23 protein-coding genes and 1 tRNA gene are annotated in these 18,604 nt (G+C 40.4%); 12 read left to right on the top strand and 12 right to left on the bottom strand.

The features are described 5' to 3' along the window. Positions 1–13 precede the first annotated feature (13 nt). The 8 genes from ACFFGT_RS28945 to ACFFGT_RS28910 all read right to left on the bottom strand — a co-directional run bounded on the left by ACFFGT_RS28945 (position 14) and on the right by ACFFGT_RS28910 (position 6,887). A complete protein-coding gene (locus ACFFGT_RS28945) occupies positions 14–2,179 on the bottom strand; it encodes an exopolysaccharide transport family protein (RefSeq protein ID WP_377026004.1) in 2,166 nt (721 codons plus the stop codon). 3 nt (positions 2,180–2,182) lie between these two features. After that, positions 2,183–2,866: a TolC family protein gene (locus tag ACFFGT_RS28940; RefSeq protein ID WP_377026003.1), complete on the bottom strand. Its 684-nt coding sequence runs from the start codon at positions 2,864–2,866 to the stop codon at positions 2,183–2,185. 4 nt (positions 2,867–2,870) lie between these two features. After that, positions 2,871–3,959, bottom strand: a complete 1,089-nt coding sequence (locus ACFFGT_RS28935; protein WP_377026002.1) for a sugar transferase — start codon at positions 3,957–3,959, stop codon at positions 2,871–2,873. Further along, entirely contained in the window at positions 3,940–4,326 is a 387-nt protein-coding gene (locus tag ACFFGT_RS28930; RefSeq protein ID WP_377026001.1) for a response regulator, read from the bottom strand. The genes ACFFGT_RS28935 and ACFFGT_RS28930 overlap by 20 nt, the downstream gene beginning before the upstream one ends. 421 nt (positions 4,327–4,747) lie before the next feature. Continuing rightward, positions 4,748–5,131 (bottom strand): VOC family protein, encoded by a 384-nt coding sequence (locus tag ACFFGT_RS28925; RefSeq protein WP_377026000.1) that lies wholly within the window; start codon positions 5,129–5,131, stop codon positions 4,748–4,750. Between the two features lie 64 nt (positions 5,132–5,195). Continuing rightward, a complete protein-coding gene (locus tag ACFFGT_RS28920) occupies positions 5,196–5,417 on the bottom strand; it encodes a hypothetical protein (RefSeq protein ID WP_377025999.1) in 222 nt (73 codons plus the stop codon). 117 nt (positions 5,418–5,534) lie between these two features. After that, positions 5,535–5,972: a VOC family protein gene (locus tag ACFFGT_RS28915; protein WP_377025998.1), complete on the bottom strand. Its 438-nt coding sequence runs from the start codon at positions 5,970–5,972 to the stop codon at positions 5,535–5,537. A 165-nt stretch (positions 5,973–6,137) separates the two neighbouring features. Next, a complete protein-coding gene (locus tag ACFFGT_RS28910; protein ID WP_377025997.1) occupies positions 6,138–6,887 on the bottom strand; it encodes an NUDIX hydrolase in 750 nt (249 codons plus the stop codon). 134 nt (positions 6,888–7,021) lie between these two features. Between ACFFGT_RS28910 and ACFFGT_RS28905 the strand changes: the two genes are divergently transcribed. From ACFFGT_RS28905 to ACFFGT_RS28870, 8 genes are all read left to right on the top strand, one after another. Continuing rightward, entirely contained in the window at positions 7,022–8,653 is a 1,632-nt protein-coding gene (locus tag ACFFGT_RS28905) for a carboxylesterase/lipase family protein (protein ID WP_377025996.1), read from the top strand. An 83-nt stretch (positions 8,654–8,736) separates the two neighbouring features. Next, the gene (locus ACFFGT_RS28900) at positions 8,737–9,123 is read left to right on the top strand and encodes a hypothetical protein (protein WP_377025995.1); all 387 of its coding nucleotides are present in this window, start codon (positions 8,737–8,739) and stop codon (positions 9,121–9,123) included. Positions 9,124–9,228: 105 nt separating this feature from the next. Beyond that, entirely contained in the window at positions 9,229–9,417 is a 189-nt protein-coding gene (locus ACFFGT_RS28895) for a hypothetical protein (protein WP_377025994.1), read from the top strand. A gap of 67 nt (positions 9,418–9,484) precedes the next feature. Further along, the gene (hscB, locus tag ACFFGT_RS28890) at positions 9,485–10,009 is read left to right on the top strand and encodes a Fe-S protein assembly co-chaperone HscB (protein ID WP_377025993.1); all 525 of its coding nucleotides are present in this window, start codon (positions 9,485–9,487) and stop codon (positions 10,007–10,009) included. Positions 10,010–10,028: 19 nt separating this feature from the next. Further along, positions 10,029–10,108, top strand: a tRNA-Leu gene (locus ACFFGT_RS28885). A 150-nt stretch (positions 10,109–10,258) separates the two neighbouring features. Continuing rightward, complete coding sequence (locus ACFFGT_RS28880; protein WP_377025992.1) at positions 10,259–10,834, top strand: Crp/Fnr family transcriptional regulator; 576 nt, start codon at positions 10,259–10,261, stop codon at positions 10,832–10,834. Positions 10,835–10,907: 73 nt separating this feature from the next. Next, on the top strand, positions 10,908–11,300 hold the full coding sequence (locus ACFFGT_RS28875; protein WP_377025991.1) for a DUF4267 domain-containing protein: 393 nt from the start codon (positions 10,908–10,910) through the stop codon (positions 11,298–11,300). Beyond that, positions 11,297–11,815, top strand: coding sequence for a cupin domain-containing protein (locus ACFFGT_RS28870; protein WP_377025990.1), 519 nt, complete (start codon positions 11,297–11,299; stop codon positions 11,813–11,815). Before ACFFGT_RS28875 ends, ACFFGT_RS28870 begins: the two co-directional genes overlap by 4 nt. A 217-nt stretch (positions 11,816–12,032) precedes the next feature. On the opposite strand, the gene ACFFGT_RS28865 is transcribed toward ACFFGT_RS28870, so the two are convergent. Beyond that, entirely contained in the window at positions 12,033–13,964 is a 1,932-nt protein-coding gene (locus ACFFGT_RS28865) for a glycoside hydrolase family 97 protein (RefSeq protein ID WP_377025989.1), read from the bottom strand. A gap of 353 nt (positions 13,965–14,317) precedes the next feature. After that, entirely contained in the window at positions 14,318–15,496 is a 1,179-nt protein-coding gene (locus ACFFGT_RS28860; RefSeq protein WP_377025988.1) for a metallophosphoesterase, read from the bottom strand. A 243-nt stretch (positions 15,497–15,739) separates the two neighbouring features. Between ACFFGT_RS28860 and ACFFGT_RS28855 the strand changes: the two genes are divergently transcribed. Genes ACFFGT_RS28855 through ACFFGT_RS28840 form a run of 4 tightly spaced genes read left to right on the top strand, consistent with a single transcriptional unit; the run spans position 15,740 to position 17,413 of the window. Further along, positions 15,740–16,120 (top strand): DoxX family membrane protein, encoded by a 381-nt coding sequence (locus tag ACFFGT_RS28855; RefSeq protein ID WP_377025987.1) that lies wholly within the window; start codon positions 15,740–15,742, stop codon positions 16,118–16,120. Positions 16,121–16,176: 56 nt separating this feature from the next. Then, a complete protein-coding gene (locus ACFFGT_RS28850; RefSeq protein WP_377025986.1) occupies positions 16,177–16,497 on the top strand; it encodes an ArsR/SmtB family transcription factor in 321 nt (106 codons plus the stop codon). Next, positions 16,494–16,997, top strand: coding sequence for an SRPBCC family protein (locus ACFFGT_RS28845; RefSeq protein WP_377025985.1), 504 nt, complete (start codon positions 16,494–16,496; stop codon positions 16,995–16,997). The genes ACFFGT_RS28850 and ACFFGT_RS28845 overlap by 4 nt, the downstream gene beginning before the upstream one ends. A gap of 2 nt (positions 16,998–16,999) precedes the next feature. Further along, positions 17,000–17,413, top strand: coding sequence for an SRPBCC family protein (locus ACFFGT_RS28840; RefSeq protein ID WP_377025984.1), 414 nt, complete (start codon positions 17,000–17,002; stop codon positions 17,411–17,413). 137 nt (positions 17,414–17,550) lie between these two features. Here the strand turns inward: ACFFGT_RS28840 and ACFFGT_RS28835 are convergent, their stop codons facing one another. Then, a complete protein-coding gene (locus ACFFGT_RS28835) occupies positions 17,551–17,697 on the bottom strand; it encodes a hypothetical protein (RefSeq protein ID WP_377025983.1) in 147 nt (48 codons plus the stop codon). 84 nt (positions 17,698–17,781) lie between these two features. After that, positions 17,782–18,345, bottom strand: coding sequence for a Crp/Fnr family transcriptional regulator (locus ACFFGT_RS28830; protein ID WP_377025982.1), 564 nt, complete (start codon positions 18,343–18,345; stop codon positions 17,782–17,784). Positions 18,346–18,604: the final 259 nt, after the last annotated feature.

Genomic DNA, 18,604 nt, shown 5'->3' with positions numbered 1-18,604 from the left:
GTGCGCCATTCAATTAAGCGTTTTTCTCTTTTTTCTGATTATAATCAGTTTTATTGAGTACCCAACCGGCAAATCTGTTTTCGAGTCCTTTTAAATAGCTAATATGCTGTTTTTGAACGTTGGTTATCTTTTTGTTAGCTTCAAATACCGCTATGGTTTTATTGGCAAACAATAACCACTCTTTTGATTTATTAAGCGCGGTAAGCGGGGCGGTATCTATGATCACCACATCATATTTAGATCGTAGCTCATCAAATTTGCTCTTCACAAAGGTTTCGCTGCCAATTTCAAGCAGGGTTACATCGCCGCCTCGGTTACCTAAAACAGTAGTGTTTGAGCTACTGAGCTCCTGTTGGCCAAACTGGCTATTTTTAAAATAATCTTCCAAATAAACTTGCGGTTGGGCTGTATTACTAATCGTAGCGTTATTGAAGTTACCATCAATTAACAGCACCCTTTTATTGATCATGGAGTAGGAGTAGGCAAGGCTTATGGCCAGCAGTGTTTTACCTTCGGTGGGTTCAATGCTTGTTATGGCTAACACTTTTTCGCCTCTTAATTCCTGGTCAATTTCAAACCTTATGGAGCGCAGCAACTCTTTAAAGTTTTTCATCTTTTCACGGTGTTCAACATCCCAAAGTTTGCGCAGGTCGAGATTTTCACCGCTGATCTTGTTTAAGTAGCCCAATAACGGTAACTGGGTTTTATTTACCAGCTCGGTAGGGCTTTTAATTGTATCATCAATGTAGAATAAAACAAACAGCCAAAAAACACAGGCAAATAAACTGCCTATACCACTCAATATAATAAGCAGCATTTTTTTCGACGGCTGGGCTACATCGGGCTGGCCCATTTCAACCTGGATAAGTTTTATGGAGAAGTTTGATCGTAAGTTAGTCTCATTGTATTTGTTCAGTACATCAAGATATTCTTTACCTGCAATATCTATATCAAAGTCGTAGGTTTTTACTTTGGCATCAAAGGGAACCAGGCGCGAAAACTTTGAATTAAGATTTGCCAGCTCACCGTTGATTGATTTAACGCTGTACTTAGCCAGATCGCGCGAAACTTCAAGAGTAAGCTTTTGTTTAATCTGATCGTCTTTGGCTACAAGCGGATTAGTAATATATTTATCTGACGTTAAATTGATCTGGTTTGCCAGCTGGCTTTGTAATGAATCAAGCGACTCTTTATACTTATTATTAAACCCGCTGCGTACATACTGATCTTCAAGTATGTGCAGCTGCTCCTGGGTGGAGATAATGGCCTGGTTATATTTGTTGGTTACCGCTTCAACATATTTCCTTTCATCGGGCGAAAACTTTTGATTGATGGCGTCAATAGCGCCCTGGTAGGAGATTACATCCTTATCAGCCTGTAGTTTTTTATCGTTGTAAACCATGATCTGGCCAAAAATAGCTTTCGACTGTTCATCAAGGTTCAATACGCCATTTTCAATTTTATACTGTTGTAGCTCACCTGTTTTTTCGCTCAGTGCTTTACGTTTGGCATCCAATAAATTGGATAAAAAAGTTACCGCGTTTGATTCGTTCTGCTTTACACTCTGGGTATAATAATCAATGAATTGCTTGGATAAGGTGTTTACTACGAAAGCAGAAAGTTGAGGGTTTTCGGAATCAAAACTTACAGCAATAAAATCACTGCCCTCATCCCTGGTAATTACCAGCTCTTTCATGATACTGCGCTCATCGTATTTCATCGACCTGAGCAGTCCGATCAGTGTATTTTCAGTTTTATCGTAAACAGATAATGGCTGGAGAGTAGTAAATTTCTTTTTTAGTATTGCTAAAGCGTTGTCCTTTTCGTAAGGGTGCATTTCAAGTAATTCCTTGCTTGGTTTACGAAATGGGGCAGGATCACTCAGGTCATGGATCATCAGCGAATAAGAAACCTGGTCAACAAGCTTCTTTAGCTTCATAATGGCAATGAGGTTACTGAATTCACGGTCAACCTGCTGTTCCTGTACATTAGCTGTAGCATCCTTATCAAGCAGGTGCCTGGAGGCGTCAATAATACCGGTAGCTATTTCCGCGTGCGACTGGTAATCGTCGGGTAAGTTTTTTACCAGGAAAAACGAGGCTATAACCGCTACAAGCGGGATTATGATCAGCGTATTTCTGTGTTTCTTTAGTAGATTAAAAAAATTGCCTATCTCCATCTTTTACTTAACATCTTCTAATTTAGTACCCAATAATTCTTCAAGATTGGTCCTGGCTGTAAATGTCGATAATTCGGCTTGTACTTTAAAGGAGTTTTGGTTGTATAAACTGTTAAGTTGTTCGTTATAAATCTGAAAAGTTGTCTCACCTTTTTGGAATGCGTATTTTAATTGCTTAACGGCGCTTTCGGCATCAATCACGGCATTTGCCCGCAGTCTCAATTCGGCCTGTGCTTCCAGATAAGCAAAGTAAAAACGTTTAACCTGAGCTTCAAGGCTTAACATATACTCGGCCTGCTGATATTCCGCAACTTTATAGGTTTCTTTTGCCTGCCGGATAGCACCCGGCCTTGAAAACAATTGTCCGATGTTTAATGAAAGGGCTAATTGGTAACCTTTAAATATAGTAGGCTGCGAAATATTGATAGATGTTTGCGGGCTGTAAATATAGGAAGCCGTTAAACCATCGAGCCATGAAAATACGGTTGAATTATAAAGTCCTTTAGCCGCATTAACCTGACTTTGGCGTGCTTTAACTTCCGGGTAGTTCTTTTTGGCAGTAGCTATCAGCTTTTCAAGATAAGGATAGTTAATGTCATTTATAAATGAGCTTTGCTGCGCGTGTACGCGGCTGGTAAATAAAAGAGCAATTAAAAAAAGATAAGTGAGCTTTAGTTTCACAGGCATGGTTTTATACTTTTTCTTTTTGGAATAGGGCGGGCACTGTACCCACAATAATTTTTAAATCTAACCAAATTGAATATTTCTGGGCATAAAAGTTATCTAATTTTTTCCTTTCACGTTCAGACATGTCTTCTTTTCCACGCTTGCTGATCTGCCATAAGCCTGTTAAACCGGCAGGGCCAAGGAAGCGCATCGACCATTCGTTAGAGGTAAGCATCTCTGCCTCATACAATGGCAGCGGCCTGTTACCTACTACCGACATATCGCCCCTTAATATATTGAACAACTGCGGTAACTCGTCAAGACTTGAGTTGCGTAAGAAATTACCCAGCTTGGTAATGCGCGGGTCGTTCTTGATCTTCACAAAGGCAACCTTATTGTCACCGGTTTCTGATGCATATTGGTTGTTTTCGGCCGATAATTTAGCAAGCAGCTGGTCGGCATCGGTACGCATCGATCTGAATTTATAAAAATCAAATACTTTATAACCTGTGCCTACTCGTTTGCTTTTGTAAAATACCGGGCCTTTTGAATCCAGCTTAATTAAAATAGCAACTACCAGCATAACAGGCGATAATACCAGCATCATACCGCCCGAAATCACCAAATCGATAAGGCGTTTACCAGCTGGCATTTTATAAGCTGTATCAACCACTTTTGATAGCTCAAGCAATTTGGGTTTTATCAGTTTAAAACGTACCAAAAAGTTAAGCCTTTCGCGCAGATCGCTGATAGAAAAAGGTTCGCCATAAAAATCATGCACCTTTAGCTTAATGGCTTTTTGCTTTAAAGCTTTATCATTGTTTGATGAAAGCAGCACAATGATTAAACCATTAAGCAGGAAACTTTTCTTAACCTCGTCAACAAGTTTTATCCATTTGCCCTCTGCATCAACCTCAACTAAAATAATATCAGGAACAGATAAAATAGATTGCTCGCCTAAGTAATCATTGAGCTGATCAATAGAATTACTATAAGCAATTTTAAACCCTTCATTCAGGCCATTAGAGATCTTTTCCTTAAACTCTGTACCAGCATACGCTATCCTGATGTTAGAACCTGAACTTTCGTTCCAATCAGATGTTGGGTGATTCATAAACTTGTAAAACTTGGTTAATGGCTGTTTTTAATGCGGTTGGATTAAAAGGCTTGTGTATGTAAGCATCAACTTTAAAAGGCATGTTGCTTACTTGTCCGTCAAGATCATGGGCTGCTGAAAGCAGTATAACCGGGATATCGCGGTAAAAGCCGCTGATCTTTACGTTTTTAACAAATGACTGCCCGTCAAAATAAGGCATCTGAAGATCAGATATGATCAGTTCGGGCATATTGCCGTCTTCAAGCCAGCTGAAAGCTTCAATGCCGTTATTTTTAACTACGATATCATATTCTTTTGAAAGAATGAAGTTGAGCAGTTTTAATATACTCAGGTCATCATCCACTATAAGTAGCGTTCTTTTCATGCTTAATTAATTGGGGTTAATTTATGAGAGGTAAGCAGTTAGTTTATTATTAATGTAATGGGTTTTATTTATCGTAAAGGTTAGATAATATTGAAAAATATAAATTAATAAGTATTTTTTTAATGAAAAAAAATGAAACTATGAACTGTTTTAACTGATAACTAAGTATAAAATAAATGGCTCAATAATTTTTACCTTTTGCTTTACATTATAATTGTAGGCAAAAAACATTCCTGAAATAAAAAATAAACGTAATAAGGGGCCTGATGACCTTTTATACGTGATATAGGTGAAATAGTTGTGAAAAAACCGGGAAATTAACAGAAAGTTAATACCCTACCGAGGAATTTATTCCCACGGCCGGTAGCTGTTATTCCCCAAAATGGGACTAATTTATGCCTGTTTACGGGTGTATGAGGCGCTACTTTTCTATTACAGATAAAAAGTTCCCGGCAGGGTCCTTGAACCAGGCTATTTTGGGGCCGCCGCCAAGAAATACTCCTTTTTCGTTTGTCTTAAAATTTTCCTGATTGTAAACCTCAAATTTAACTCCGCGGGCGCTGAGCTCATCAACGGTTTTTTCAACATTGTTAACCGGGAAATTCAGAATGGTAAAAGTGGCAGGGGTATGGTTGGGTTTGGTGTATATCAATATGGGGATGCTGCCGGTAATATTAAGATTAAGCAGGCCCTCCATTTCGGGTACATCAGTTACATCTAAACCAAGTACATCAGCATAAAACGTCTTTGCTTTTGCTGTATCATCTACCGAAAATCCGCTGAATGCTTTGCTTTCTTTTAACATAACAATAGGTTTTATATTAATGATACTACCCCCGCTTTGAATAATTTGTTTTGCGAAAATGAGCTTAGTCGTTTAAAACTTCGGCCCGGCAGCCTAATTCGTGTAAAAAATTGATCAGTGATTTTGCGCATAAGGTGCCGTTATCACACTGTACCCGCAATATCCTGTCGCAATCATCCAGGTCAAAATTGGCTGTATGGTTTCCAAACGTTTTGTGGATGGCATCCAAAAGCATACTGGCCTGGCGGCGCCTGTTTACATTGGTTTTAAAAACTTCTACCATCATAAGCTTTTGGTTAATCTGTACTTTTAATAGAGGTTTAAAAGTATCCTGAGGTAAATTGAAGGGGGATATATGATCATTATTTAGGGATGGCGTGATTTAGCCATCCCTAAATAAGTATTATGGACGGTTAGGATTGTAAGAGATCATCCAGCTGATGCCAAATTTATCCTTGATCCAACCAAAATAGTCGCCCCAGAATTCTTCACGCATAGGGCCGCCACTCTGTTGACCTGCTGATAAACCAGCATGAAACCTATCGGCCTCTTCTTTTGATTCGCAGCTGATGGTAAGCGAAAAGTTAGTGCCCATGGTTACCAAACCCATACCTCCTTCTTCAACACCCAAGGCATCGGTACCCATAAGCATATTGCCGGGGCCAAGCGGCAAAGCAATGTGCATAAGCTTGTCAAGATCTTTCTCAGCAAGTTTTGATGCCTCCGGGCCGTCTTTGAAACGCATAACTACGGCAAATTCGCCGCCAAAAACCGATTTGTAAAAGTTAAATGCTTCTTCGGTATTACCGTTAAAGTTTAAATAAGGATTTACGACTAACATGTTGCTTGATTGTTTTTGATTTATAATTGAGTGATTTTATGAAAGTAAAGTTAAGTTTTGAAACATAATGTAGGAGGGTGTTATTAAGACATGTTAAGGGGTTAATTGCGACATAGTTATTTTGCTGCAATGGGGCAAAAGATGAATAAGGGAGGCTGATATTGGTTAAATAGTATCCGCCATTGCCTTGTTTGAAATAAACCTGTACAGGTATGGCGCTTTATGAGCTCCGCCCGTCCACTTTTTGGCTATCCGTTCTAAAATGCCGAGCCCCAGTATTTTGCGCTGGAAAGCAGCCCTGAGCAGTTTTTTATCAAGGATGGTTTCATAAAGCGATTGCAGATCGCCCATGGTAAATTCATCCGTTAGCAGGTTAAAGCCTATCAATTTTTGATCGAGGTTGTTTTGCAGGGTTTGCAGGGCTTTGTCGATGATTTGCCGGTGGTCCTGCATCAAAACAGGGAGCTCATCAAGGCTGTACCAATCGCAGTTATCGGATATTTCATCAGGAGCGGGTACGGCTTTAGTAAAATCAACTAATGCATAAAAGCCGATAGAAACAAAACGTTTCAGGAGCCAATGGTTGTTGGGTGGAGTATAGCCCCTGGCCTTCATAATTGTTTTAAGCGGGGTTGGGTCATAGCGGCTGTAATCGCCAAAAACATAAAACTGTTCCAGGTAAATATCGGTTAAAGCCGTGCGGCTTTCCAGTACCCGGCGGGCTGCCTGGTTTACATCTTCATGGTCATGAATAAAGCCACCTGGCAGGGCGTATAGTGATGAATTTTTGTAGGCCAGCAATAATACCTTTAACTGGTTGTCATGAAACCCGAATATAACGGTATCAATAGCCAATCCGGGTAAAAAACCTTCGCCGCTGATATTACTTTCCTGTTGCTCAAACTCTTTATTCATGTATCCGGAAAAAAATGATGGCACAAGTAACAAAAAAATTTGATATGTGAGATTAAATAATTTATTATTGTATCATTATGTTACAATAGGATTTGCTATCCTTATTCCAAATGCTATAAACCAAACAACCAATAATGAAGAAACCAATTTTAGTAATGCTGTTGCTTGCGCAAGTTGCCTCGGTAAGGGTAATGGCGCAGCTATCGGCTAACAAAACCACCGTTGAAAATGGCGCGCTTGAAGGTACGCGCGAAACATCAAACGTGTTAAGCTTTAAAGGCATTCCTTTTGCCCAGCCACCCGTTGGCGACCTGCGCTGGAAGGAGCCTCAGCCTGCCAAAAACTGGGAAGGCACTTTAAAGGCCGATCATTTTGGCCATAACCCTATGCAAAAGCCCATTTTTGGGGATATGGGTTTCCGGTCGTCAGGCATGAACGAAGATTGTTTATACCTTAACGTGTGGACACCGGCAAAATCATCTAAAGAAAAACTACCTGTACTGGTTTATTTTTACGGTGGTGGTTTAATGGCCGGCGATGGTTCGGAGTCGCGTTATGACGGCGAGAGCATGGCTAAAAAAGGTATTGTTGCTTTAACCGTTAATTACAGGCTTGGCGTATTCGGCTTTTTTTCGCATCCCGAATTAACTAAAGAATCGCCTAACCATTCGTCGGGCAATTATGGTTATCTTGATCAGCACCTTGCTTTACTTTGGGTGCAAAAAAATATAGCTGCCTTTGGCGGCGACCCCAAACGGGTTACCATTGCAGGTGAATCGGCAGGATCTATTTCTGTATCGGTACAAATGGCTTCACCTTTATCAAAAGACCTGATAGCAGGTGCTATCGGCGAAAGCGGTGCGGGCATCAAGCCAACGCTTTTCCCTATTCCACTGGCTGATGCCGAGCAAAATGGTGTTAAGTTTGCCGCAAACGAGAAAGCCGGTAGTCTGGCCGATTTGAGGGCCATACCTGCCGAACAATTATTGAATGACGCCTATAAGCCCGGCACGCCGCCAATGTCGGCTACTATTGACAATTACCTGCTGTCAAAATCGCTGCCCGAAATATTTATGGCGGGCGAACAGGCCAAAGTACCTTTGCTTGTGGGATGGAACTCGGCCGAAGTACCTTTTCAGTTCATGATGCGTGGTGATGCGCCAACACTTGAAAATTACAGCAAAACGCTGAAGCAATTATATGGCGATAGGGCAGAGGAAGCAATGAAACTATACCCGGCAGCCAATGATGAGGAAGTGATCAAATCGGCAACCGCCCTGTCAAGCGACCGTTTTATTGTGTACAGTACCTGGAAATGGGCCGACCTGCAGGTGCAAACAGGAGGGAAGCCGGTTTACCGTTACTTGTTTTCGCGCGTACGCCCGGCCATGGTAGCTTCAATGGGTAATGCCACACCTGGTTTGGCTGGCGGCGTGGTAAAAGGTGATGCAGCTAAAGCTGCGCCGAAAATGCCTGCTCCGGTAGGTGCGGCGCATGCCTCTGAAATTGAGTATGCCATGGGTAACCTTGCCGGCAATAAAACCTACGCCTGGACCCCCGATGACTTTAAAGTATCCGAAACCATGGAAAACTACTTTGCCAATTTTATAAAAACGGCTAACCCTAATGGCGCCGGTTTGCCAAAATGGTCGGCCATTAGTAATAACAACACTGTTAAATTCATGAATATTGATGTTAAAAGCGAAGAGATGCCTGAGCTTAACCGTGCCCGTTACTTGTTTTTAGATAAAGATTACATGAAATAAGATTTTTTTTCAGATGTATGGGCTGGCTCCTGTGATTTTTCGCAGGGGCCTTTTTTGTGGATTGATATTGCTATATTTATTCAATGAAATTTAACCCGGTAAAAAGTGTAGTATCCAAATGGTTGTTAACAGCCGTTTTAGTACTCGGCTTTTTTACTTTTTCGGGGCTTACAATCCAAATACCAAACCGGTTGGATAAGCCGGGTATAACTTTGACTGGCGGTTTTGCAGACAAAGTTTCCAGGTCAATTTCCTACAATGCTGCTTTAAAGGCAGCTAACCAATGGGGCCTTTCAAATTTAACTTCTCAGTTATTAAGCCTGCAGGCTTTAAGCTTTTTGCATAGCCGGGAGGCTGATATCGGGGTTAAACAAACATCAAGGTTGTTTATATCAAACAATCAAGTCAAATACCCTTTTTTCGTCAGAACTTATAGCCCCGGCGATGATAGCCTTTCTTTTATAGGATAATCCTTCCTTATTGATTACCAAACGGTAATTATTCCACATTTTAATTATTCAGGGCAACAACTTTTATAAGGATTGTGCCTGTTGTTTTTATTTGATAAGATCAAAATGAAAAAAATCAAGAAGCTGATAAGGCTTTGCGGGCTTATATTGTTTATGATATTGGCCGTTGCCGGTATAGGCATATTGGGAGTGGCGCCCACTTTAACAAAAGACAGGAAACTATTTGCCGATGCGCATTCCAAAACAGCAATAACAGAAAAAGCGGAAACCGACGATCAAAAGCCCGACGAGTAGCTCATTACTTACGTTAACATGAAGTTCATAGCGGCATGGATAACCTGCTAATAGTTATCTTTGCCCTATGAACTATTTTGAATTTTACGGCATCCCTGAGTCTTTTAAGGTTGACGGGGCAGTGCTCAAGAAAAAGTTTTATGAGTTGAGCAAGCTTTACCATCCCGATTTTTATGCCAATGAGGATGATGCAAAACAGCAGGAAATCCTGGAGCTATCTACCCTGAATAATAAGGCTTACCTGGCGCTTGGCGACCCGGCTAAGCGGTTGGAATACATTTTAAAATTACATGACCTGGTATCTGAAGGGGCAAAACCACAATTGCCTGCAGATTTTTTAATGGAAATGATGGACATTAACGAACGCCTCATGGAAGTGGAAGATGCAGACGAATTAGCGGCCATAACTTCAGAAACACTTGCTATTGAAGGTGATATGAATGAGGAACTGGCGAACCTTACTAACGACTATGAAGAGCTGGACCATACAGCTAAAGAAAGCCGCCGGATAGAAATTGCAAATATTTACTATAAACAGAAATATCTGTTGCGAATTAAGGAGAGTTTGTCTACATTTGCAGCCCGCTTGTAAGGAAAGACACTTACAACATGCCCAGCTGGCGGAATTGGTAGACGCGCTGGTCTCAAACACCTGTGGGAAACCGTGCCGGTTCGACTCCGGCGCTGGGTACAAAGCCCCGATAGAAATATCGGGGCTTTGGTGTTTTTGATGATGCTGTGCTAATGCCGACCATAGGCTAAATAACCGACAGCAGGTAATTCGCTATCTTAGGGGGCATAATCCTATTTCTGTTTATTTTTATCTGAAAATTTGATTTAAATGGATCTGCTTATCGAACAAATCAAAACACATGTGCCACTGTCACCGGCGGATGAAAAAATTATCAGGAACCTGTTTCATAAAAAGAAGATCCGTAAAGATGAACATTTGTTGGAAGCAGGCCAGATTTGCCGCCATTTAACCTTTATTGAAGAGGGACTGGTGAGGTATTATCTGTTCACTAACGGCGAAGAACAAACCAATTATTTTAATAAGGAAGGGGAATGGGTTTGTGATTATCCGAGTTTCATACCTAAAACGCCAGCAACGGCGTACATACAAGCGTTAGAGCCTACCACAGCATGGATGATCAGCTATGACGACCTGCAAACCTTTTACAAGGAGGTTAAATATGGGGAAAGATTTGGCCGTTTAGGCATAGAACAGGTTTTTAACAACATTATCCGGCAGGTTATATCACTCTACACCGATAAACCCGAAGTACGTTATGAAAAATTCATAAAAGCCTATTTTGATATTGCCCAGAGGATACCCCAATACTATATTGCTTCTTATGTCGGCGTCAAACCTCAGTCTTTAAGCCGGATCCGTAAAAGAATTTCAAGCCAATTTTGATTTGTTAACTTGGGTGCATCAATATTGATCGCAGTCACGATAGTTTTGTTTCAACATTTAGAAACAAATTATCATGACAACAAAAATTTCTTATACAATAGCTTTTATAACGGGGCTGGGATTGATTTTTATAGGAACCCGTTTTCTTTTGTCTCCTGAAATAGCCGAAGCTGGATACGGCATACATTTTAATGAACGGGGAGACTATTCATTTCATTATATAAAAGGGATCAGGGATATACTTTCAGGACTATTATTATGCGCTTTTATTTTGATGAATGAAAGGCGGGCCCTGGGCGTAACATTATTAGCAGGGACAATAGTTCCCATTACCGACATGCTTATTGTTTTAAGTAAAAGCTACAACGGCGTTTTTCAGGCTATGCCACACATAATTGCTATTATTATTTGCGCTGTATTCGGGACGATTTTACTGGCAGCTAAACCTCAAACAAAAGCGGTATGAAAACACAGGGATCCATTAAACTAATTAGCTCAGCAGACACAGGTAAAAACAGCGTATTGGAGTTGAATATTCTCCCTGGCGAAAGAACACCCTGGCATTATCATACCTTGTTTTCGGAAACATTTGAGGTATTAAAAGGTACACTGGAAGTAGGGAAAGGTAAAAATATTCACTATTTAAAGCAGGGTGATATGGCAACGATAATGCCGAACGAAAAACATTATTACCACAATATTGCTAAAGAGGAATGTATTATAAAAGTAACCCTTAGCCCTGGTAATAAGAACTTTGAAAATTCTCTTTTTATTTTAAAAGGGCTTGCAAAAGATGGTTTGGCAAGCGAGGCAGGAACCCCAAGGAAGTTTTCAGACTTAGTAATATTTATCTACTTAAGCAACTCCAAAATGATAGGGCTTCAAAAAATAGCTGAGCCGATATTTAACTTTTTTGCTAAAGTGGCTATCAAAAAAGGGCATCTGAATAAATTGATACAGAAATATTGCGAAACGATTTAAGAAGCTTCAAAATAATAATCAAATATAATAACAGCTAACAAAGTTACCGGTTCAATCAAAAATGGGTTAGAGATTTAAAATCAACTTCAATCAATAAAGCAGAGTGGATTACCAAGCCGGAGTTACAACTAACTCCGGCTTTTTATGCCCATAACGCTTTGTCAATGTGAAGTGTAAAACCAAAATCGTGATTTATTTCAGCGGTTCGACTATGAAGTTAATTAATAAATTGAATAACAAAGCCTCCCTTAGGGGCCAGTGTGTACAACCAATTGGAACTGATCGAATACGTTTGCACATTGAATGTCATTAACTGATCCTTTCCTTCTGATATTAATCTGAACTTAGAAAATCCCTTGCCCCATTTTTTGAGATCCAGTGTAATAGGTAGTTTGTCGTTGGTGCCATTTATACCCACTATATAATTAAGTACACCTTTTTGCCGGTTGAGCACTATTGATTTACCTGGTTCGGCTATAATATATTCCGTTTTATCCCATGTAGCGGGCATACCTTTAAACAAATTCCTAACCTCAACAGGGAGTGAATCAAATACCTCTTTTGAATCTGCAAAATGAATGATCCCCGATGTATAGGTCATGGCTGTGGCAAGTTCATGAACTGCTGTGTTTAAACGAGGGAACTTTCTTATGGTTAATGCAAAGGGGGTATAGTCAACGGGGCCTGCCACATTTCTTGTAAAAGGTAAAACCGTGTTTTGTTCTGCAGCTTTTTCAGGAAATCTCGGCTCATAAAAATAGCTCTCTGTTCCCAATATGGCTTCGGCTGTCATATAATTTGGCCAGGTTCTTTGCCAACCCCTCGGAACTGTAGTGCCGTGAAGGTTTACCAATAAGTGCTCTTTAGCCGCATCTTCAAAAACTGATTGTATAGCTGCCATTACTTCCTGCCTGTCTGAGCACCAAAAATCTATCTTAACTCCTTTAACCCCCATTCCGGCCAGCTGCTTAAATCTTGTCTTCCTTTTTTCAGGATCAAAATACTCTGATGAATAACCCCAAACCAATGGTTTAATCCCTTTAGATATAGCATGGTCAATAATCTTTCCATCTCTGTTAGCTTTTTCCCAGCCGGCATCAAAGAGTGTATACTTAAAGCCTAAGGAGGCTGAAAGATCTGTAAATTCATTATAAATCTCTGGCGAATGATCATCCGGGTGTGACCACCATGCCCATGCGGCTTTACCCGGTTCTATCCAGGAAGTGTCTTCAATTTTTGAAGCAGGGGCAAGATCAGTGATCAAAGTTGACAGCAATATATCTCCGGCCTGATCTCCTATAATAATAGCTCTCCAAGGCATAACCCATGGAAGATTTGACTCGGGATAAGCATGTTCTTTATTGGCTAAAGGAAGGGTGTACTTCTCGTCTTTTTCCGCAAACGCAATGTGATAGATTCCGCCTTTAGAATCGGGCTGTAAATGACAGCCAGGGTAGGAGCCATCTGTTCCGGATTCCGCAATCAACACCCAGCTTTTTTTGTCATTTACGTTGAAAAGGGCTGGCATACACCAACCTACAGCAGGGTTGCGTGAATTAACGATAGGGTCGCCCGAATTTACATTCAGGTAAAAATCTTCATACCCTGGCGTATAATCGCCCGCCTTGTCATACGGCTCCATCCAGCCGTTTGAATTTTGTACAATATGAAAACCTGTAATTTCATCTTTTATTATCCGCGCTTTTTTATCCCCATCCTGAAACCGGTAGCGAAAAGCCACGCCTTCTTTTCCGGCAACAAGGTCAATTATCATCAATGCCCCTTGTCCATTTTTAAAAGTTATGCTCCTGTTTTCAAGAACATGATCTACACTTTTGTTATTTCCTACCTTTAACTCATATTGTTCTCTTGTTTTTTGAACGGTTGAAACTTCAACAACTGATAACCCTGACGTAAAATCCTGATCATCGCAACTCAGGCCAAGAGGAGAGTCGGCAATTATTGTTTTGTTTCTCCGGGTTACATTGTAAGATAGCTTTCCATCGCCGGTTAGCGACAATGTGATTTTGTTCAGGTGATCTTCAGACTGTACGTAGAGTGCTTTTGTTTGAGCCAGGCAATTTGCTGTTAAAAAAAATATTTCAAGCACTATTAAGCTTAAAGAGCAATAAATAAATCTGTTTTTCATCTGTCGGTTGTAAATGGAGTTATTATTCAGATATGGCCTAATTATAACGTATTTGGGATTTTTTACCCCGTAGGTCATCATGCTTTGGTATTGGTTAAGTTGTAATAAATGGTCAATTAAAAGCCGAAATATAGAATAGCTGCTGCGAGATTTTTCATAAGCAGCTTGCATAGTACAGCAATCAAATTTAAATCAACTGCTATCATTAAAAAATGGATAATACAGCAATATCGATGGACTTTACTATCGCTGTGGATTTTAACCGGAAGTATTTACAAATAACAATATATGGATGCTGGTCTCAAATATCAATCGGGCAGCTTGTTTTAACCAAGCAAATGTGTTACAGAAACTTACTTTTGCTTTAAAGTGATCACTGCCACCTCCGGCCACATGCCGATACGGCCTTTTAACCCCAGGAAGCCAAATCCCCGGTTAACGTATAGAAAACGCCCTTCGCGCCGGTAAAGCCCGGCCCATTGCTTGTATACGTATTTGATGGGGCTCCACTTAAAGCCAAACAACTCAATGCCGAACTGCATGCCATGTGTATGCCCCGATAGGGTAAGGTGGATATGCTGATGATGATCAAGCGTTACACCCTCCCAATGTGATGGATCATGCGACATCAGGATTTTGAAGGCCTCATCGGGGACATGGGCGGCTGCTTTCTTAAGGTCTCCGTATTGATGAAAACCGCCTTTACCCCAGTTTTCCACACCCAACAGGGTAATGGACTGACCGTTTTTTTGAAGCGTGATTGCCTCGTCCAGCAACAGGCGAAAGCCGATCTCTGAGTGCACTTCTTTCAATCGGGCAAGGTTAGTGCTTTTGGCCTTCGGGCTTTCCCATTGGATATAATCGCCATAGTCATGGTTTCCAAGTACTGAAAATTTTCCCATGGGTGCTTTCAGTCCGGCAAATGCAGGGATCCACCTGTCCATTTCAGAAGCCTGGTTATTGACCAGATCACCGGTGAACAGAATAACGTCGCTTTGCTGCGCATTGACCAGTTCCAGACCTTTTTGCACGCCTGCTGCATTGGTAAAGCTACCGGAGTGAACATCTGTGATCTGTGTAATGGTAAATCCGTCAAAAGCTTCTGGCAGGTCCGGAAACAAAATCGTTTCACGTCTTACCCGGTAAAAATGCCGCCCGCGTGTAATGCCAAACAACACGATCAGAAAAATTATGGCAGCTATAGCCAAAGTGAGTTCACTTACCCAAAATGCCCTCGGCGGAAACCCTCGAAACAGGCGGGTAATATCTTCAACCAATAAAACCGGCAACGAAAATAATCGCGGAACAAAAGCCAGCAGCATTAACCCCATTAGCCAGGCTATCAGCGTTTGTTGCATGCGTGAACCGCGCTGTACAAAAATTGCCGCAACTATGCCTGCCATTAACAATAGATCGATGAGCCAATAGCACCATAATAATGTGCCGGAACTAACAAGGGTTTGTACAACCTGATAAAAGTAGAAATCGGTACCCAGCCAAAGCAGGATAATCAGAGGAAGTCTTTTTGCCATTTATATATAGTAGATACAACAAACCTGTATCTCTATAAGCAGACGATTGAGCCCGGAAAAGATTTTAAAAAAATAAAAAAAGTGTAATTTGCAGTTACAGATCACCAGGATTTCCCGGTAATTACTTGATTTACTAATTACTCCGAATTTTAATCTTCTAAATTTTTTTCAAATAAATTTGCGAAACTGATTGGTTGCGTATATATTGCAACCAATCAGTTTCCTATTTTAAATTTAAAAATTATGAAAAGTAAAATCTTATTTGTTTTATGCCTGTTAACCGGGCTGATGTTTATTAACGCGGGCCTTAATAAGTTCTTAAACTATATGCCAATGCCCAAGGATATGCCCCAAAATATGGTGAAAGTAATGCAAGCCTATATGGAAATAGGGTGGCTTATGCCGTTGGTGGGAGCAGCGGAAGTTTTAGGCGGGTTATTATTGATCATTCCGCGTACAAGGGCGCTTGGTGCAGTTGTGCTTGTACCTATTTTAACAGGTATTTTATTATCCAATATCTATATGGCCCCATCAGGGTTACCTATTGTATTGGTAATGATTGCAATTATTATTTGGGTAATTATCGAAAATTGGGAAAAATACCTGCCCATGATCAGGAAATAATTTCTTGTTATAAAAGCTGGTTAGCCTTACGTAACCAGTACGTAAACGACACTTCAATGAGAAGAGACATTTTTCAGGCTGTTGCTGATCCCACACGGAGGGCTATCATCGCCTTAATTGCATTACAGGCAATGACACCTAACGCTATTGCCGAGCATTTTGACACTACGCGGCAGGCAATTTCAAAACACCTGAGGATTTTAACCGAATGCGAACTGGTGAAACAGCAGCACCAGGGGCGGGAGATTTATTATCTACTTGAAATTGACAAAATGAAAGAAATAGACAAATGGCTGGAACAATTCCGAAAAATTTGGGAAACCCGGTTCCTGCAACTCGACAACCTTTTATCAATCCTAAAAAAACAACAAAAATGAAAAACAACTTGCATTTTGATTTTATTGCAGACAAAGAAAAAAATACGCTGACTATCAGGCGTGAATTTTTAGCCGACAGGCAATTGGTTTGGGACTGTTATACCAAAAGCGAATTGCTTGACCAATGGTTTGCACCCGCTCCGCTAACCACCAAAACAAAATCGATGGATTTTAGCGAAGGCGGTCACTGGCATTATGCAATGGTTGAACCAAACGGAACAGAATATTGGGGCTTGACAGCATATCTGACCATTAAACCGATTGACTACTATACAGCATTAGATGCTTTCAGCAATGCAGAAGGCGAAATAAATGAGGACCTGCCCCGCGCGGAGTGGCTTGTAAATTTTACCGACATGGAAGAAAACGCTTTGGTGGAAACCATTGTTACCTATAAATCACTGTCAGATTTGGAAACAGTTATCCAAATGGGCATGGAACAGGGAATGATGGCAACGCTCGAAAAACTTGATCAATTATTACTAACCTTAAAAAAATAAAAATGAGCAACAAGATCACCGTTACCGCCACTGTAAATGCAGATGTTAAAAAAGTTTGGGACTATTATACCAATCCCGAATATATTACAAAATGGAACTTTGCCGACCCTTCATGGCAATGCCCTTCTGCATCGAACGATATGCGGATAGGCGGAAAGTACTCGGCACGCATGGAAGCTAAAGACGGAAGTTTCGGTTTTGACTTTGAAGCTACTTATGATGAAATTGTTGATGGTGAAAAGTTTACCTATACTATGCCAAACGGAAGGCAGGCTTCTGTTGCCTTCAATGCGCATGGTAACCAAACCGAAGTTGAAGTAACATTCGACCCGGAAGAGCAAAACTCTCTCGAAATGCAAAAAAACGGATGGCAGGCAATTCTTAACAATTTTAAGAAATATACTGAAGAAAACTAAAGTTGGTTACAACAGTTTCAAACAGCGACTGTCTTAAAACACAGCCGCTGTTTGAATTTAATAGGGGTTTTGTTTTACTGCCCGGTTAAAATTTCAAATCTGAAATTGCCATGCGGTAGGATAGTTGTGCTGCTTATCTATTGAGCAATAACAAGGGAAATATGCTGGTATTTTGCTTCGCCCAATTTGCTTTTTAAACCATAGAAGATGGATGCAATACCTAAATCATCTGCAAAAAATACATGATGTACGCCAAAACCCTGAATTGAAATATATGCTTGCATGATCCAATAATTTTATAACGCAAAGTACGGGAAGGAACAGGAGAGGGTTTTTAATCTATCTTGAAAAATGAAAAGAGCAGGAAATTATTTTTTGCCCCGGATAACGCTCAGTGTTTGCTGAGTGATACCCAGGTAAGAGGCTACGTCCCCGAGCGGGGCTCTTAATAAGATATTGTGATAATTATCTGTAAAGTATTTGTAACGTTGTTCCGCCGTTTGGAACTGCAGTGAAAAAAGCCTGTCCGAAAACCGTTTCAGCATTCCCATGGCTACCAGGAAACAGAAAGTTCTAAATGGTGTGATCTTTTCAAACAAGTCTGCAAACTCTTTAAAGTGGATTATCCGCAAAGTAGAGTCTTCTAAAACCTCCCTGCCATAAGGGTCCGGGTTGTTGAAATAAACACTTTCTACAGACATAGTAAAATTGTTTTCATCAAAAAAGAAATGTGTAATATCCTTTCCTTCCTGGTTGATGTAGAACAACCTTACCAGGCCTTCTTCAATAAAATAAACTTTGGGCGATCGGTTATCCGGTTGTACGAGGCAGGTGCCTTTAGGATGAAATTCCTTTTTGAAAGCAGCGTTTATAGCAGCGCATTCTTCAGCATTAAATTTAATTTTGGAATTGATATACTGAATCAGGTCCATAGCTCATTAGTTCAGGAATGTAACTATTGCAAACAATACAAAAAGTGATGTATAAAGATAGGAAAATACAATTTCAATCTTAAGGCAGCTTATTTTTGTTGCTTTGTGTTTGTAGCAGTTAAAAATAAAATTTAACAAAAATTTGCTAAATCGATTTTATTATATAATTTGGTCGTGCAATAACCAATTAATAAATACCGGTCAATTTTTAAATTCTGAAGGTTTATCTGTCATAAAAAACTTACGGTAAATGAAGCTT

This window comes from Mucilaginibacter angelicae, assembly GCF_042434235.1.
Classification (GTDB): domain Bacteria; phylum Bacteroidota; class Bacteroidia; order Sphingobacteriales; family Sphingobacteriaceae; genus Mucilaginibacter; species Mucilaginibacter angelicae.
The sequence above is the reverse complement of the archived record's forward strand: the minus strand, read 5'-3'. Positions and strand labels throughout refer to the sequence as shown.